This is a genomic window from Desertivirga brevis, assembly GCF_017355835.1.
Genome location: NZ_JAFEWF010000017.1, coordinates 21,549 through 38,166, shown reverse-complemented (window position 1 = coordinate 38,166; position 16,618 = coordinate 21,549). Strand labels below are relative to the sequence as shown.

Here is a 16,618-nt window from a genome sequence, read left to right as displayed (position 1 = left end):
AGAAGCCGAAGCTCAAAATATAATGTTTAACGCAATTTTAAATAAGACGAAAGGGGATCGCTGGATTTGGCTGATTGTGATTGTACTCTCAATCTGGTCGCTTCTGGCTGTGTATAGTGCTACGGGAACACTCGCTTATAAGAAAGGCGTAGGGACGGAGGCTTTCCTGATGAAACACCTGATTTTTATTGTAGGTGGGGTGGCCTTGATGTATTTTTCACATCTTCTTGATTACCGGTACTATGCCGGAATATCAAAGATCTTGATGATCATTACGATCCCCTTGTTGCTTTATACTCTACTATTTGGTGCTTCGGTCAATCAGGCAAGTCGCTGGGTGACCATTCCTGTTATTAATCAAACATTCCAAACATCCGATATGGCCAAGTTAGCGCTGATAACTTTCCTGGCCAGGATGCTTACAAGGAAGCAAGAGAATATAAAGGATGTAAAGGATGCTTTCCTCCCCATTATGGGCTCAGTTTGCTTGGTGTTCATTCTAATTGCATTGGCGAACCTTTCAACAGCAATAATGCTTTTTGGAGTAAGCATATTATTGCTCATAATAGGACGCATTAGCATAAAGCAGATTTTGATCGTTTGCCTTGGGGGACTTATTCTGTTGATGGGAGTTATTTTTCTGGGACCAAGAAGGGAGACCTATAAATCGCGTATCAACACTTATTTGCATCCAGAGCTGGCGGACAAAGACAAGGCATTCCAGGGGAATCAATCAAAGATAGCAATAGCAACAGGAGGAATTTTCGGCAAGGGGCCTGGTAATAGTACCCAACGCAATTTCTTGCCTCACCCGTATTCGGATTTCGTCTTTGCATTGATCATTGAAGAGTATGGTCTCGTTGGAGGAGTAGGTTTAATTGTAATTTACCTGGTCTTTCTCTACCGGTGCATATTGATTGTAACTGCTAGTCCCAAGGCTTTTGGTGCTTTGTTAGCAGCAGGGCTAAGTTTTAGCTTAACAATACAGGCTTTTGCAAACATGGCCGTAGCTGTTGGACTGGGGCCAGTAACAGGGGTTCCACTTCCTTTGGTAAGTATGGGAGGTACCTCAATTTTATTTACCAGCGTGGCCTTCGGAATTATTTTAAGTGTAAGTCGCGATGTGGAGGAAAAGAGGAAGGCAGGCACCGCTACTGACACAACAGAAGAAAAAACAAAAAATAAGAGAGACAATAAAGTAATAGTAGGAGAGATATAAATGAATGAAGGATAGAAGGATTGATTAATAGAATTAGTTATGGAATCATTTATTCTTTCATTCACTCATTCATTCATTCATTCACTCATTCTATCATTTTTAAAATATGACAAAGGTAATCATTAGCGGAGGTGGAACCGGAGGACATATCTTCCCGGCAGTTGCAATTGCAAATGCCTTGAAGCGTATTGATCCTGCGATTGAAATTCTTTTCGTTGGAGCTAACGGAAGAATGGAGATGGAGAAGGTGCCGGCAGCTGGTTACAAAATTATCGGTCTGGATATTCAGGGATTTCAACGAAAAGCCTTGTGGAAGAATTTTATGCTTCCAATAAAGATGTTGAAAAGCTTATTAAAAGCCAGATCTATTATAAAAGAATTCAAGCCCGACGTTGCGGTAGGTGTTGGAGGATATGCTTCAGGTCCTTTATTGTATGCAGCCGGTCAAATGGGCATTCCCTATTTGATACAGGAGCAAAACTCATATGCTGGTATCACTAATAAGAAACTTGGTGCAAAGGCAAAGAAAATATGTGTGGCATTTGAAGGGATGGATAAGTTTTTTCCGGCAGAGAGCCTTTTGTTAACAGGAAATCCGATAAGAAAGCAATCTGTGGATATAGAAGGGAAGAGAGAAGAGGCATTATCCTCATTTGGCTTGTCTGCTGATAAGAAAACGATCCTGGTAACCGGGGGAAGTCTTGGAGCTGGCACGTTGAATAAAGCTATGATTGCCGGACTCAAGAAACTGGTTGATCAGGATATTCAACTTATTTGGCAAACTGGCAGGTATTACTATGCGTCGATCATTAAGCAGGTTGGTGATAGGCCCGGTACAAATGTTATTGTGTTAGAGTTTCTGAACCGGATGGACTATGCCTACGCTGCCGCGGATGTAATTATTTCAAGGGCTGGGGCAGGTACTATCGCTGAATTATATGTGGTAAGGAAACCGGTAATTCTGGTGCCATCTCCGAATGTTGCAGAAGATCATCAGACTAAAAATGCAATGGCTCTGGTTGATAATAATGCAGCAATCCTTGTGAGAGATGCAGTTGCAGAGGAGGAGCTTGTTGAAAAAGCAATAGCGTTGATTGGGGATCCTGCAACGTGCACAGCACTAAGTAATAGTATAGGCAAGCTAGCCTTGCCGAATGCAGACGAAGTGATTGCAAGGGAAGTTTTGAAAATAGCTTCCAAAGGGTAGAGGTGAAAGTGTAAAGCAGAAAGGTGAAAGCTTTTTTGCTAAAAGAATAAAGAAGAAATGTAAGATTAGCAGAGCTGCTGTTCGCTCTGCTTGAGCTTTCATTTTAAAAAGGATAAAAGATAAGACGTTAGCAGAAGCTTTATGCTTTTTGCTTTCGGCTTTGAGCTTTCAGTAGGAGTTTTGTGCTCGCTGCTATAAGCTTTCAGCTTAAAACAAATGGAATTAGACAATATAAAACAAGTTTATCTGGTTGGTATCGGTGGAATCGGTATGAGTGGCCTTGCTCGTTATTTCCATAAGAGGGGGTGCGAAGTGGTAGGTTACGACCGCACTCAAACGACACTAACGGATAGTCTTGCCGAGGAGGGACTGGCAATTACATACGTAGATGCTGTAGATGAAATTCCTGCTAATTTCAGAACATCTTCGGATAATTTGCTCGTGATCTACACTCCGGCAATTCCTAAAGACTCTGCTATCCTTAACTATTTCCAGGAGAATAACTTTGATCTCAAAAAGCGTTCAGAGGTGCTGGGGATTATCAGTAAGGGGATGTTTACTGTTGCTGTTGCAGGAACGCATGGAAAGACAACTACGTCCACTATGGTTGCTCATATCTTAAAGCATTCTGGTTTTGATTGCACTGCTTTCCTTGGGGGGATTTCTTCTAATTATGATACCAATGTTCTTTTCGGAAGTAACAATGTAGTAGTTGTCGAAGCAGATGAATACGATAGATCATTTCTTCGTCTTCATCCCGATATCGCTATTATCACGTCTATGGATGCTGATCATCTGGATATTTATGGGGATGATTCTCATGTAAAGGAGTCATTCAGGCTATTCGCATCGCAACTAAAAGAAGGCGGGAAACTAATCCGAAAGAACGGATTGCCTCTTGAAGGTGGAGCAACTTATTCTGCTAAAGAGCCTTCAGAAATATTTGCCACTAACGTCAGAGTGGAATCTGGTACTTTCTTCTTTGATTTTAAAGCACAGGAAATAGAGATCAATAACATTGAACTAGGTTTACCGGGCTTGCATAATGTGGAGAACGCTACTGCTGCAATCCAGGCAGCTTTACTACTTAACATTGAAGCGGAAAAGATCAAAGAAGCATTAAAGGAATTCAAAGGGGTTAAAAGACGGTTTGAATATGTAATTAAGACCGATGATAAGATTTTTATAGATGATTATGCTCATCACCCTGAAGAGCTTAGGGCTTGTATTTCTGCAGTGAAACAACTTTATCCTGGTAGAAAGTTAACCGTAGTGTTTCAGCCTCACTTGTATTCGCGTACAAGGGATTTTGTTGATGGATTTGCAGAGGTGTTAGATATGGCCGATGAGCTGGTATTGCTAAACATTTATCCAGCCAGAGAACTTCCAATTCCGGGAGTCACTTCTGAGATCATTTATGATAGGATGAAATTGGAGAACAAGCAAATTGCTTCCAAAGAGAGTGCTGAAGCGATTATAGCAGGATTACAACCTAAGCTTCTTTTAACAGTAGGAGCCGGGGATATAGATACATTGGTATTGCCTTTTAAGGAAATTTTAGAAAATGCTTAAACGAATAAACTGGAAAGCTGTATTTATTGCCTTTACCTGGGTTCTAAGCCTGGGCGGGGTAGTTGCGCTTATGAGTTTTATTGAAGTTAAGAAGAACGAGGTAAAATGTAAGGACATAAAAGTAATTATTCCAGGGATTGAAAGTTTTATAGACCGTCATGAAGTCGATTTGATTATACAGCGTGCGACAGGAAATCTCGTTGGAAAACCATTGCATGAAATTGATATTCACAGAATTGAGGAGGCCTTAAAATCAAATCCCTACATCCAGGAGGCAAAGGTATACGCAGAAATGGACGGTGTTATCAATGTGGCTATAAATCAGCGGGAGCCGGTACTACGTATTATAAATATTGCCGGACAAGACTTTTACGTGGATAAAGAGGGCTATAAATTGCCCCTCTCTAATAGCTTCACCCCTAACGTAGTGGTAGCAAATGGGTTTATAGTGGAGCATTTTTCTGGTAAGGTGGATACATTGAAAACTGAAATAGCTATAGGCCTTTATAATGCTTCACTTTTTATCCGGAAAGATACTCTGTGGAACGACCAAATTGAGCAATTGTACGTGAACGAGAAAAGAGAGATAGAAATGATCCCGAGGGTTGGTGATCATAAGATAGTTCTTGGAGAGGCAGATTCTCTTGAAACGAAGTTCAGGAATCTTCTGATTTTTTATAAAAGAGCACTTCCCAATGTTGGCTGGGAAGCCTATAAGACTATAAATATTAAATATGCCAACCAGATTGTTTGTGTGAAGAGGGTCACAGACAGCACAAAGTTAATAACGAAATCTACGGTTGTTGCAAACGCACCAACTGACACGATAAAAACAATTCAGGATACTTTAATAACAGCAACGCATTAAATTTATGGAAAAAGGTACTTCTACATCATCGAAAAGCTCTCCTATAGTGGTAGGACTTGACATCGGTACAACAAAGATCTGTGTAATTGTTGGCCGTAGGAGCACGCATGGAAAAATAGAGATACTGGGCATTGGGAAAGCAGAATCGGCGGGGGTAACACGCGGTGTAGTATCAAACATTCAAAAAACTGTTCAGGGAATACTGCAGGCAGTTGACGAGGCTAGTGCACAATCAAATGTGGATGTAAAGATCGTTAATGTGGGTATTGCCGGCCAACATATAAAAAGCCTTCAGCACAGAGGGATTTTGACCCGTAAGGATCTGAATAATGAAATCCAGCGGAAGGACATCGAAAAGCTTATCGAGGATATGTATAAGCTGGTGATGCCTCCGGGAGAGGAGATCATTCATGTGTTGCCGCAGGAGTTTACTGTTGATAATGAGCCTGGAATTAAAGATCCTATCGGGATGGCCGGCGTTCGTTTAGAGGCAAATTTCCATATCATTTCAGGTCATGTAAGTGCTGTTAAAAATATCTTGAAATGCGTAACCAATGCAGGTTTGGAGACTCAGGAATTAATCCTTGAGCCACTTGCTTCATCTGAGTCTGTGTTGTCTGAAGAAGAAAAAGAAGCTGGGGTTGTTTTAGTTGATATTGGAGGTGGTACAACGGATATCGCCATCTTCCACGAAGGCATTATCCGTCACACAGCTGTTATACCTTTTGGAGGTAACAGTATCACTGAAGATATTCGGGAAGGTTGTGCAGTTATGCGTAATCAGGCGGAATTGTTGAAAACCCGCTTTGGATCTGCATTGGCTGACGAGAATAAGGAGAACGAAATTATTTGTGTTCCAGGTTTGAGAGGCCGGGAACCAAAAGAGATCTCAGTAAAGAACCTCGCTTATGTAATTCAGGCAAGAATGGAGGAAATACTGGAGCACGTTTACTATGAAATCAAGGCATCTGGATACGAGAAGCGATTAATCGCAGGGATCGTGATCACTGGTGGTGGTGCACAGCTAAAGCACTTGCCGCAGTTAGTGGAGTATGTAACAGGATTAGATTGCCGCGTTGGATATCCAAATGAGCATTTGGCAAAGAACGAGGTATTACCAAAGAACATCTATGATGATTTAAAAAGTCCGACGTTTGCTACGGGTATAGGTTTATTAATTAAGGGAATTCAAAAAGCAGAGGAAATGGTGGAGATAATTAAGCAACCAGGTGTATTTGTGGAAAAACCACAACCAGAAAAACCGAAAAAATCTTTCGGATTATTTGATAAGCTTCTGCAGACAGGAGCAAAATTTATTAAGGACGATATTAAAGACGAAGACTATATTAAATAGTTTTCCACAATCGCGAAGTTTTCCACATTGCTAACAGTTGTGGAAAACGTTTGTGTAAAAAATATTAATATTACGACTAGGTATAGGTAAAAGAAACGGAAATCTACTAAGCTGAGAATTAACGATATGCAGTTTGAAATGCTAAAAGAAAAATCATCAATTATCAAAGTAGTTGGTGTAGGTGGTGGCGGTGGCAATGCGGTCAACCACATGTTTAGACAGGGAATCACGGGTGTTGACTTCATTATCTGCAATACTGATGCGCAGGCGTTGGAGTTAAGTCCTATTCCTAATAAAGTACAGTTAGGTGCGAGCCTGACTGAGGGAATGGGAGCTGGATCGATACCTGAGGTGGGAAAAAACTCTGCTATCGAAAATATAGAAGATATTAAGCGCATGATCGGTGCCAATACCAAGATGTTGTTCATTACGGCAGGAATGGGTGGTGGTACAGGAACAGGTGCTAGTCCCATAATTGCCAAAGCTGCAAAAGAAATGGATATCCTTACAGTAGCGATCATCACTACTCCATTTTCTTTTGAAGGAAAGCGTCGTAAAATGCAGGCTGAGGAAGGCCTCGATGAGTTGAAGAAATATGTTGATTCATACCTCGTCATCTCAAACGACCGCTTGAGAGAGATTTTCGGAAACCTTACTTTAAGTGCTGCTTTCGCTCAGGCTGATAATATATTAACAACCGCCGCGAAAGGTATCGCTGAGATCATTACTATTCCGGGTTATATCAACGTGGATTTCAAAGACGTTCGTACTGTAATGAGTAACAGTGGTGTGGCTATCATGGGTAGTTATGCTGCTGAAGGTGAAAATCGTGCTCACCGGGCCGTTGAAGGAGCTCTTGCTTCTCCATTATTAAAGGACAGCGAAATCCAGGGTGCTCGTTACATCTTGTTAAATATCAGCTCAGGGTCAAGAGAAGTTTCTATGGACGAGGTAAGCGTAATTACCGATTATATCCAGGAGGAAGCTGGTTTAGCTGCAGATCTGATCTGGGGTAATTGTGTTGACGAATCTCTTGGAGAAAAAATCCTTGTGACTATTATTGCAACCGGCTTCCAGACAAAGGAAGAGCGTGAAGTAGAGAAAAGTCAGCAAAAAAAGGTTTCTTTATTGACTCCTGAGAATGCTCCTATGGTTAAGCCAGTAAATGCGGTGAATTCATTTATCGCGGTAGAACCAAAAGTTGCTGACTCACAAATAGAGGCTAAAGCAGAGGAAGATATGCAGTCTGATCTATTCGGCGGTGTTTTTTCTCAAAGAAATAATGTTGAAGAACGTGTCCCTGTAGTTCCTTCTGAACCGAGGATCGTTCGTCATACTTTACATGATGAAGAGCCTGCTGCAAAACCTGCCGAACCATCCCCATTTGAATTTGGAGTTAAGACAGTGGAGTCGGAATTTCAGTTTGGTGGACCTAAGGCAGACGATTTGAGAACACCGGAATCTTACGGAACACCAGAGCCGCAACCTGTGGCACCTCAACCAGTAGCTCTTAATCCAGACGATAGTAAGACCGATGAGTCTATTGAGGAACAATTACGTAAATCAAGAGAGCGGATCCTTCGCCTTAAGGATTTAAGTATGAAGCTACGTACAGCAAACGGTTTGCAGGAATTGGAAAACGAGCCTGCTTACAAACGTAAGCAAATGGCGCTTCAGCAAACACCTCACTCCTCAGAGTCTCAAGTTTCAAGATTTACTATTTCCAATGAGACTGGGGAAATTCGTCCGAATAACTCCTTTCTTCACGACAACGTAGATTAATAAATTGAAAAATAAAAAAAAGCCTTTATCTTAAAGATAAGGGCTTTTTGCTTTATGTATCCTTTACAATAGGTGTAAATTAATTGTTTATCAATCATTAAACTTTAACTTTGCGCCTATTATCCTAATAATAACTTTTAAAAATTAACACATTGGATTTATTTGATAAAATAGCGAAACACATGGGGCCTATTGGGCAGCATCAGAAATGGTCTCATGGGTATTTTTCATTTCCAAAACTTGAGGGAGAAATTGCCCCTCACATGAAATTTCGCGGGAAAGAGCATTTAGTGTGGAGTCTAAACAATTATCTTGGGTTAGCCAATCATCCTGAAGTTCGGGAAGCCGATGCTAGAGGCGCCGAAGAATACGGCTTGGCATACCCGATGGGTGCGAGGATGATGTCGGGAAATTCAAATCATCATGAAGCTTTAGAAAAAGACCTTGCCGAATTTACTGGATTTGACGACGCATTTCTACTAAACTACGGCTACCAGGGCATGGTGTCGATTATAGATACTTTGGTTGATCGTAACGATGTAATAGTCTACGACGCAGAGTCGCACGCGTGTATTATCGATGGCGTTCGTTTACATATGGGAAAACGTTTCGTTTATCAGCATAACGACATCGACAGCTGTCGCAAGCAATTGGAGAGAGCAACAAAATTAGTAGAGCAAACAGGCGGAGCAATTCTTCTAATTACAGAAGGTGTTTTCGGGATGTCAGGGGCGCAGGGTAAGTTGAAGGAATTGGTTGAGCTAAAGAAGGATTTCAAGTTCCGTTTACTAATTGATGATGCTCATGGTTTCGGAACAATGGGGCCAACTGGTGCAGGAACTCATGAAGCTCAGGATGTAATTGATGGGGTTGATGTGTATTTTGGTACTTTTGCTAAATCTATGGCAGGGATAGGTGCTTTTGTTGCATCTAAAGAAGAGATAGTAAACTTCCTTCGCTATAATATGCGTTCTCAAACTTTTGCTAAGGCCTTACCAATGCCAATGGTTGTAGGTTTGCGTAAACGCTTAGAGCTGCTTAGAACAAAACCAGAGTTACGTGAAAAATTATGGCAGATTGCTACAGCCTTACAATCAGGTTTACGTGAGCGTGGATTTGATCTAGGAGTAACAAATACCATGGTTACTCCTGTGTTCCTTAAAGGAGAACTGCATGAAGCTACTGCAATAACAATGGATCTTCGTGAGAACTATGGTATCTTCTGTTCTATTGTTGTGTATCCCGTTATTCCTAAAGGGCTTATGGAGTTGCGAATTATCCCTACTGCAGCTCATAGCCTTGAAGATGTGCAAAGAACTTTAGACGCATTCTCAGAGGTTCAGGAAAAGCTTCAGAAAGGATATTATAAAGAAGCTAAAGCAATGCCTGTATAGGTTCTTGTTAATCTTAATAAATTAAAAAGGTGCACTTGTTGCGCCTTTTTTTGTTTTATTTTTTACTAATACCGGTACTCCTGCGAAATGTATTTTTAACCTAGTTAAATGAATTTATTGTTCTTGCTATATAGCAATTGTGAAAATAAGTTTGATTGTGGAAAAAAAGGGCTTTAAGACGCTATAGGAATATTTTTAAAATGTTTTTTTTTTTGAAAAAAGCCGTTACATTAGCTTAGCTTATTAAAATAATTAACTTATTAAAAACTAAACTAAGCACTACAATGGCAAATTATGAAAGATTTACGGAGCTTAAGGACCTAATTGTTGGTCTAGAGGCTGATGCAGACAAGTTCTACAACAAAGGAAACAATGCTGCTGGAACACGTGTGAGAAAAGGTTTGCAGGACGTGAAAAATCTTGCTCAGGCTATTCGTCTTGAGATTCAGGAGTCTAAAAATGCAGCTGCAAAATAAACCCTGTTAGAAAAGAAATTAAAAAGCCCGAATGTTGTCATTCGGGCTTTTCTTTTTGATATCTATTAACTATAAATAAAAATCTACAGAGCTTCGTAAGCTGCTTTGATTTTTTCAGAAGTAGCTGTACTAACACTTACGAGAGGTAGTCTGAGGGTATCAGAGCAGATCCCCGCATGTTTCAGAGCCGATTTAACTCCTGCAGGATTACCCTCTGCAAACATCAGGTTTGTGAAGTCGATCAATTTATAATGAAGAGGTTGTGCCTCTTTGAACTTTCCTTCCAAACACAAACGAATCATATCAGAGAACTGCCTTGGTATTGCATTTGCAACCACAGAGATAATACCTGCCCCTCCCATAGCTATTATCGGTAGAGTAACTGAGTCGTCTCCCGAAATAAAAAGGAAATCAGCTGGTTTATCTTTTAATATCTGGTTAAACTGATCAAAATTACCCGAAGCTTCTTTTACTCCGAAAATATTTTTAAAATCAGAAGCAAGGCGCAAAGTTGTTTCTGGTGCCAGATTACTTCCTGTACGACCCGGAACATTATAAAGAAGAATTGGAAGGTGAGCAGCTTCTGCTATCGCTTTATAGTGCTGATACATCCCTTCCTGCACCGGCTTGTTATAATAGGGACTAACAGAAAGAATTGCTTCGTAGCCAGCAATTTTAAATTCTTCAACAGCTTTTACGATCTCTCTGGTGTCATTTCCACCAATTCCTGCCATCAACGGCACCCGTCCAGCAACTTTTTCAGCAGTAAATTCCCAGATAGCTTTCTTTTCATCTTTAGTTAAGGTTGCCGATTCTCCTGTCGTACCTAGGGCTACAAGATATTCAACTCCACCGTTTATCTGATGTTCAATAAGTCTTTCTAAACCCCTGAAGTCAACTTCTCCGTCTGATGTGAAAGGAGTTACAAGGGCGACTCCTGTTCCGTAAAATTTGTTCATTATTTTCTTTAAACCTGACCCGTTAATAGTTGCTGATTAATTACGACATCTTTGGGATCTGTAAAATAGGCCGCTAATTTAGCAAAGAGATACGAGAATTCAGACATGAGTTATCAGAAATACGTTGTAGCAAGAATCTCCTTCTTTTAGTTTCTGAACGGGTCCTATTGAATCATTGCGAGCAACTCCTGATCAGAGATGATGGGAATGTTCAATTTATTTGCTTTCTCCAATTTCGAGGGGCCCATATTATCACCAGCTACGAGATAATTCAACTTTCCAGAGATACTGCTTAAGATCTTTCCTCCGTTTGATTCAATTAGCTGGGCCAGCTCTTCGCGGCTGTAATCAGCAAATACTCCTGATATTATAAAAGTTTTGCCGGTCAACCTATCACTCGCCAGAGAAATTTCTTTTTCTTCCGTTTTAAATTGAAGGCCTGCCTGCTGAAGCTTTTGTATTTGGTCGAGATGTTTCGGACTTTTAAAGTACTCAACAAGGCTTTCTGCTATCCTTCCACCTATTTCATCCACTGAAGTTAATTCCTCGTAGGAAGCATTGATTAAACTGTCTACGTTTTTGAAGTGTGCTGCGAGCTTGCGGGCAACTGTTTCTCCAACATAGCGTATCCCCAATCCAAATAGCACTTTCTCAAAAGGCATTTGTTTTGATTTCTCAATTCCGTTTAGCATGTTAGTGATCGACTTTTGTCCAAATCGCTCCATTTGCTTAAGGTCGTCCATCTTCTCGTGGAGGATATAGAGATCACTTATATGTTCTATCAGTCCTTTTCGGTATAATGCCTCAATTGTTTCATCACCTAGTCCGTCTATATTCATTGCTTTGCGCCCGATAAAGTGCTGCATCTTCCCGACTATTTGCGGCGGACATTCTTCATCATTCGGACAGTAGTGAACAGCTTCACCTTCCTTTCGCAACAAATTGCTGCCGCATTCAGGACACACTTCGGGATATACTACCTTCTTAGCATCATCCGGTCGTTTCAAGGTATTCACTGAAATTATTTTAGGAATAATTTCACCCCCCTTTTCAACGAATACAGTATCACCTTCGTAAAGGTCCAGCCGTTCGATCTCGTTTGCATTATGCAGCGTTGCTCGCTTTACAGTAGTTCCTGCAAGTAGGACTGGTTTCAAATTAGCAACGGGGGTAACAGCCCCAGTTCTTCCTACCTGATAAGTTACTGCTTGTAAAATCGTTTCAACTTGCTCGGCCTTATACTTGTACGAGATCGCCCAACGGGGCGACTTGGCCGTGAAACCCAACTCATGCTGCTGTGCATAATTATTAACTTTAATTACGATACCATCAATATCATAACTTAAATTAAAACGGTTCTTATCCCAATAATGAATGAAGTCTAAAACCTCGTCGATGTTCCCCGCTAGTCTGTTATGTTCGCAAACATGAAATCCCCATTCTTTTACTGCTTCAAGGCTCTCCCAATGCGTTTTAAATATCTCCCTCTCGGTATATAGGAAGTATAAAAAGCAATCTAAAGGTCTTCTAGCCACTTCAGCTGAGTCCTGTAATTTCATCGTTCCCGAGGCGAAATTTCTGGGGTTCGCGTATGGCACTTCGCCTTTTTCAATTCGTTCATTATTTAAACGTTCGAAGGCTGCCCTATGCATAAAAACTTCTCCCCTGATTTCAAAATTGTCTGGAAAGCCTGATGCACGAAGTTTTTTCGGAATTTTATTAATTGTCTTTACGTTAGTCGTTACATCATCTCCCTGTGTTCCATCTCCCCGGGTAACTGCTCTTAATAGTTTTCCATTTTCATAAGTCAGGCTCATGGATAAGCCGTCGAACTTTAGTTCACATACGTATTCGAAGTTATCTCCGATAGCTTTCCTGATACGCTCATCAAAATCCCTCAGATCCTGCTCGCTATAGGTATTCCCAAGAGAAAGCATAGGCCAGCGATGTTTTACTGTCTTGAACTCCTTGGTAACCTCTCCTCCAACTTTTTGAGTAGGCGATTCAGGGTCCTGATATTCAGGATGCTGTTTCTCCAATTGTTCCAACTCTTTGAGCTTCTGGTCAAATTCTAAGTCAGAGATAGTTGGCTGAGCAAGAACATAATAGTTATAGTTATGGATATTAAGCTCCTTTACCAGAGCATCCATATGTGCTTTAACATCCGGTTTTGACATGGAACGAAGATAAGATTTTTGCATTTTATATCACCGGCATAAGTGTTTCCTGTTCGCCGGATACTCTTAAAAACGCTTATATTGCCGGGCCAAACAATAACAATGAAATCAAAGATAAAAGTACTTCAGCTTCTCGCTATTTGTTCTTTACTGTTTTTTAGCGCCTGTTCTTCTACAAAAAAAACCGTATCCTGGTTCAAAAGAGGGGATTGGTATAATGGTGTTCCTTTAGTGCCATATGCGGATATTGATAAAAAGGAGTTTGAATCTCAGTATCAAAGGAATAAAGCATGGTGGGATTTGGCTTTTAAATATTTGAAGGAGACTGATTTGGAAAATGTAGCACCTGGTAAGTATGCACTGGATGGGGATAATGTTTATGTTTCTGTAACGGAGGGCCCGGGTAAGAAATTTGAAGCCGCCAATTGGGAGTCGCACAAAAGGGTGATCGATATCCAATACATCGCCAGGGGGAAAGAGAAAATGGGGATGGCCCCAGTGGCAAAAGCTACTGTAACTAAGCCTTATGATGAAAAGAGGGACGTGGCAAATTACACTGTAGATGGGAAGTTTTATATAGCAGAACCAGGTACGATGTATATCTTCTTCCCCGGTGATGCCCATAAGCCAAGTATAGATGTTGATGGAAAACCAATTAAGAAGGTGGTTGTGAAGATCAAATACACTGAATAGTTAAACATTCATCGCAATACAGAATGGGACATCAATTAAAGGTGTCCCATTTTTGCTAGTTGTAAATTAGGTGTACTTCCGCCACCAAAGGTTGTGATATTCCTTTATTGATACAGTTTCGCCGGGTTGGGGTAGAAGTAATTTAATACCTTTTTTTTCCGCTGCCACAAGAAGATCTTCAGCAGGTTCTTCCCAGGGATGAGGAGCAAGATTGAAGGTAGCCCAATGGATGGGAAGCATCACTTTTCCCTTCAACATAAGATGTGCTTCTGCAGCTTTAATTGGGCCCATATGAATATCTTCCCAGTCGTCATCTGCTGCACCAATTTCCAGTGCAGTCAGGTCAAAGGGCCCGTATTTTTCTCCAATTTCCGCAAAGCCCGGAAACATCCCAGAATCACCACCATAAAACATGGTATGCTCAGGGCCTTGAATAACCCAGGAAGCCCAAAGCGTTTTATACCGGTCCGAAATCCCGCGTCCCGAAAAATGGCGCGCAGGAGTAGCTATGATCTTGAAGCTTTTTTCAATTTCAAGCTCATCCCACCAACCAAACTCATGGATGTTTCTTATATCAGCACCAAATGCTTTAAGCCACTTGCTTACTCCCAGTCCGCAGAAGAATTGAGCCTCGGGCATTATTTTAGCGATTTGCCTGATGGTCTTTTCATCAAGATGGTCATAATGATCATGGGAGATTATAATGCCATCAATGGAGGGTAGTTCCTCAAGCTTGATAGGAGAGTGGAAAAAACGCTTTGGACCAATAAAACTAAAGGGAGAAACCACATTAGACCATACGGGATCGGTAAGGAAACGCTTTCCATCAACTTCCATGATAAGAGTTGAATGACCAAGCCAGGTAATGCGTATTCCGTTAGGTGCCAGGTTGTTTAGAAGCCGTGGGTTAGCGGGGAATGGACCAAGGCGCTTTTTGGGCTCGCGCAAATGTTTCCTTCTGTCCAGAAAGTTTTCCCGGATTATTTTTAAAAAAGCGCCTTGTTTAGTAACAACAGTCGGGATTGGGTTTAAAAATATTTTTCCATTGAAGTTGGGCGATTTGTAAATCGTCATTTAGTAGGATTATTGAAAATTAGCCTTACCGAAAACACATTGCTATACAGCGCATCCGAAACGTTTCCTAAGTCTGTTAACGCGTAATCAATGCTAAAGTTCTTTATCCTGATTCCAATTCCTGCGTTTGGTTGGAACTGATAAGAGTCCCGGCCTTCAAAGTCTTTGGATTTCTGTATGTTGCCTACTCCTGCTCTTAAAAAGGCTATTTTTTTAAAATTCCCTTCTATGCCAATTGTAGGGTCTGCACTTACGGGGTCTGCCGATATCAGGACATTCCTTTTTCCATCGGTAGTTAAATTGAGATTAGTTTCTGCTGAAATGCCAAAGTTGTTATTGATGGGTGTGGAATAAGCGGCGCCCAGAACAATACGTGGATAAGTTATTTCTGTGGAGTTTCTGGGAATGTTATTTCCGGTAGAAGCGTACACTGTTGAAAGTTTTTCGGCATTATAACTCCATGAATTATAAGTGGTAGTAATATCCCTCCCCATAATTCCGAATGACCAATGCCTTCTTAAATACTGGATACCAAAGTCGAGCCCAAAGCCAAAGGATTTTCCATATTCCCCAACCTTTCTATGAATTACTTTAACGTTTCCTCCATAACTGAGTCCCTGACTTTCACCATCAATGTTTTCACTGTCTCCTATTGAAGCAGGACCTACTCTTCGTTTTCTTGCGTTCCTGGCGTACGAAAGGATGAAGGCATAGTCGGCAGCTGAAAACGATCTAACACGGTCGTAATTGATATTACCATCTGCATCGATCAGTTCCGACGTATCAGGGATATCATCAACAGCAAAACGAACTACTGAAAAAGAGACAACGGCGGTGTGGTCTGATACAGCAGTGGCCAGGCCAGCATAATCGTATCGTGCCAGGCCCGCAAAATATTCGGAGTGCATCACACTCGCTTGTACCGGGCCTTCCATACGCGTTAAACCAGCCGGGTTCCAATAGGCAGCAGTAACATCGTTTGCAGAGGCTATTACAGATTGTGACATTCCGAAAGCTCTTGATCCAACTCCAATATTCAAAAACTCATTGCTATACTTTTCTTGAGCAAAAGAAATTGCAGGTAGTAGTAAGGCTAACAGAAGAAGTTTACTGCGAAATGTCATTATTCAGAATGCTTTCAATCTCTTCAAAGATAAGCATAAAATCTCGCTGAAGTTTTTGCTGATAATCGATCAGCACTGCCGTTAATTGAAGTTTTTGAGTTTCTGAAAATGGTTCTTCCCAAATACGCATGCAAATCCTGTTTAATGCATACATAATGTTTGTAGCTTCCCTGTAACTGTCAAGGTAGGAAGCTTCTATAAATTCATCTAAGAACTTAAAGAACTTATCTGTATCAAAAACAGAATTTAGCTCTAAAAAACACTCTAAGGCTTCACGGTCTACCTCGGCAAGTATGGAGTAGAAGTTTTCTGCTTCGACCTTAGATTCGGTCAGGAGCAAGCCATCCAGCATTAACTCTAAAGCAATATGAGCAACGAAGGAAGGGCGGGCAGGAGAGTTCTCCAAAATAGGGGAAATAAGGGTTTTGATCTGTTGCGTATGCTGACAAAAGAAGTCTGACGAGTGGAAGTAATTGTCTACCGCAATATGTCTTTTCCAGCCCCAGAAGATATTACTTACATTCTCGTCGTCATAAAAAGCTTCCTGCTTTTCAGGGCGAAGGCTCCATTCTTTTTTTGCATTTTTTACAAGATCAGGCAATACCACCCCAATCACCCTCTCCGGGTCGCGGTTGTCCCTGTCAAAATAAAAATGCGATAAAAAATTCATGCAATGCTCCCTTCGCTTGTGCGAGTTGTTACAATATACGGAATTTTTG

The 16,618-nt window shown here is 41.0% G+C and carries 14 protein-coding genes; 9 read left to right on the top strand and 5 right to left on the bottom strand.

Features of this window, described 5'->3' with window-relative positions:
• The first annotated feature begins 22 nt into the window (after positions 1–22).
• The 8 genes from J4N25_RS26370 (at position 23) to J4N25_RS26335 (ending at position 9,872) form a co-directional block, all read left to right on the top strand.
• On the top strand, positions 23–1,219 hold the full coding sequence (locus J4N25_RS26370; RefSeq protein ID WP_207424891.1) for an FtsW/RodA/SpoVE family cell cycle protein: 1,197 nt from the start codon (positions 23–25) through the stop codon (positions 1,217–1,219).
• Positions 1,220–1,325: 106 nt separating this feature from the next.
• A complete protein-coding gene (gene murG / locus J4N25_RS26365) occupies positions 1,326–2,426 on the top strand; it encodes an undecaprenyldiphospho-muramoylpentapeptide beta-N-acetylglucosaminyltransferase (RefSeq protein ID WP_207424890.1) in 1,101 nt (366 codons plus the stop codon).
• Between the two features lie 216 nt (positions 2,427–2,642).
• A complete protein-coding gene (gene murC, locus J4N25_RS26360; RefSeq protein ID WP_207424889.1) occupies positions 2,643–3,998 on the top strand; it encodes a UDP-N-acetylmuramate--L-alanine ligase in 1,356 nt (451 codons plus the stop codon).
• Entirely contained in the window at positions 3,991–4,866 is an 876-nt protein-coding gene (locus tag J4N25_RS26355; protein ID WP_207424888.1) for a cell division protein FtsQ/DivIB, read from the top strand. Before murC ends, J4N25_RS26355 begins: the two co-directional genes overlap by 8 nt.
• A 4-nt stretch (positions 4,867–4,870) precedes the next feature.
• On the top strand, positions 4,871–6,220 hold the full coding sequence (ftsA, locus tag J4N25_RS26350) for a cell division protein FtsA (protein WP_207424887.1): 1,350 nt from the start codon (positions 4,871–4,873) through the stop codon (positions 6,218–6,220).
• A 126-nt stretch (positions 6,221–6,346) separates the two neighbouring features.
• Entirely contained in the window at positions 6,347–8,002 is a 1,656-nt protein-coding gene (gene ftsZ, locus J4N25_RS26345; protein ID WP_207424886.1) for a cell division protein FtsZ, read from the top strand.
• A gap of 152 nt (positions 8,003–8,154) precedes the next feature.
• On the top strand, positions 8,155–9,396 hold the full coding sequence (locus tag J4N25_RS26340; RefSeq protein ID WP_207424885.1) for an aminotransferase class I/II-fold pyridoxal phosphate-dependent enzyme: 1,242 nt from the start codon (positions 8,155–8,157) through the stop codon (positions 9,394–9,396).
• Positions 9,397–9,680: 284 nt separating this feature from the next.
• Entirely contained in the window at positions 9,681–9,872 is a 192-nt protein-coding gene (locus J4N25_RS26335) for a BF3379 family histone-like protein (protein ID WP_207424884.1), read from the top strand.
• Between the two features lie 83 nt (positions 9,873–9,955).
• Here the strand turns inward: J4N25_RS26335 and dapA are convergent, their stop codons facing one another.
• Both dapA and ligA read right to left on the bottom strand, forming a co-directional pair.
• Entirely contained in the window at positions 9,956–10,831 is an 876-nt protein-coding gene (gene dapA, locus J4N25_RS26330) for a 4-hydroxy-tetrahydrodipicolinate synthase (RefSeq protein ID WP_207424883.1), read from the bottom strand.
• Positions 10,832–10,995: 164 nt separating this feature from the next.
• Entirely contained in the window at positions 10,996–13,008 is a 2,013-nt protein-coding gene (gene ligA / locus J4N25_RS26325) for an NAD-dependent DNA ligase LigA (protein WP_207424916.1), read from the bottom strand.
• Positions 13,009–13,110: 102 nt separating this feature from the next.
• Between ligA and J4N25_RS26320 the strand changes: the two genes are divergently transcribed.
• Positions 13,111–13,701, top strand: coding sequence for a NanQ anomerase/TabA/YiaL family protein (locus J4N25_RS26320; protein ID WP_207424882.1), 591 nt, complete (start codon positions 13,111–13,113; stop codon positions 13,699–13,701).
• A gap of 66 nt (positions 13,702–13,767) precedes the next feature.
• Here the strand turns inward: J4N25_RS26320 and J4N25_RS26315 are convergent, their stop codons facing one another.
• The 3 genes from J4N25_RS26315 to J4N25_RS26305 are packed head-to-tail and all read right to left on the bottom strand — an operon-like array spanning position 13,768 to position 16,569.
• Complete coding sequence (locus J4N25_RS26315) at positions 13,768–14,775, bottom strand: MBL fold metallo-hydrolase (RefSeq protein ID WP_242696038.1); 1,008 nt, start codon at positions 14,773–14,775, stop codon at positions 13,768–13,770.
• Positions 14,772–15,899, bottom strand: a complete 1,128-nt coding sequence (locus J4N25_RS26310) for a putative type IX sorting system protein PorV2 (protein ID WP_207424881.1) — start codon at positions 15,897–15,899, stop codon at positions 14,772–14,774. The genes J4N25_RS26315 and J4N25_RS26310 overlap by 4 nt, the downstream gene beginning before the upstream one ends.
• Positions 15,883–16,569 carry an ACP phosphodiesterase gene (locus J4N25_RS26305; RefSeq protein WP_207424880.1) on the bottom strand — a complete coding sequence of 229 codons (687 nt, stop codon included), beginning with the start codon at positions 16,567–16,569 and terminating at the stop codon, positions 15,883–15,885. The genes J4N25_RS26310 and J4N25_RS26305 overlap by 17 nt, the downstream gene beginning before the upstream one ends.
• Positions 16,570–16,618 lie beyond the last annotated feature (49 nt).

Excerpts from the sequence above, each read along its gene's own strand:
- J4N25_RS26305 (WP_207424880.1), bottom strand. The coding sequence starts at position 16,569 with ATGAATTTTTTATCGCATTTTTATTTTGACAGGGACAACCGCGACCCG.
- J4N25_RS26320 (WP_207424882.1), top strand. The coding sequence starts at position 13,111 with ATGAAATCAAAGATAAAAGTACTTCAGCTTCTCGCTATTTGTTCTTTA.
- J4N25_RS26310 (WP_207424881.1), bottom strand. The coding sequence starts at position 15,899 with ATGACATTTCGCAGTAAACTTCTTCTGTTAGCCTTACTACTACCTGCA.
- murG (WP_207424890.1), top strand. The coding sequence starts at position 1,326 with ATGACAAAGGTAATCATTAGCGGAGGTGGAACCGGAGGACATATCTTC.
- murC (WP_207424889.1), top strand. The coding sequence starts at position 2,643 with ATGGAATTAGACAATATAAAACAAGTTTATCTGGTTGGTATCGGTGGA.
- dapA (WP_207424883.1), bottom strand. The coding sequence starts at position 10,831 with ATGAACAAATTTTACGGAACAGGAGTCGCCCTTGTAACTCCTTTCACA.
- J4N25_RS26355 (WP_207424888.1), top strand. The coding sequence starts at position 3,991 with ATGCTTAAACGAATAAACTGGAAAGCTGTATTTATTGCCTTTACCTGG.
- ligA (WP_207424916.1), bottom strand. The coding sequence starts at position 13,008 with ATGTCAAAACCGGATGTTAAAGCACATATGGATGCTCTGGTAAAGGAG.
- J4N25_RS26370 (WP_207424891.1), top strand. The coding sequence starts at position 23 with ATGTTTAACGCAATTTTAAATAAGACGAAAGGGGATCGCTGGATTTGG.
- ftsA (WP_207424887.1), top strand. The coding sequence starts at position 4,871 with ATGGAAAAAGGTACTTCTACATCATCGAAAAGCTCTCCTATAGTGGTA.
- J4N25_RS26335 (WP_207424884.1), top strand. The coding sequence starts at position 9,681 with ATGGCAAATTATGAAAGATTTACGGAGCTTAAGGACCTAATTGTTGGT.
- ftsZ (WP_207424886.1), top strand. The coding sequence starts at position 6,347 with ATGCAGTTTGAAATGCTAAAAGAAAAATCATCAATTATCAAAGTAGTT.
- J4N25_RS26315 (WP_242696038.1), bottom strand. The coding sequence starts at position 14,775 with ATGACGATTTACAAATCGCCCAACTTCAATGGAAAAATATTTTTAAAC.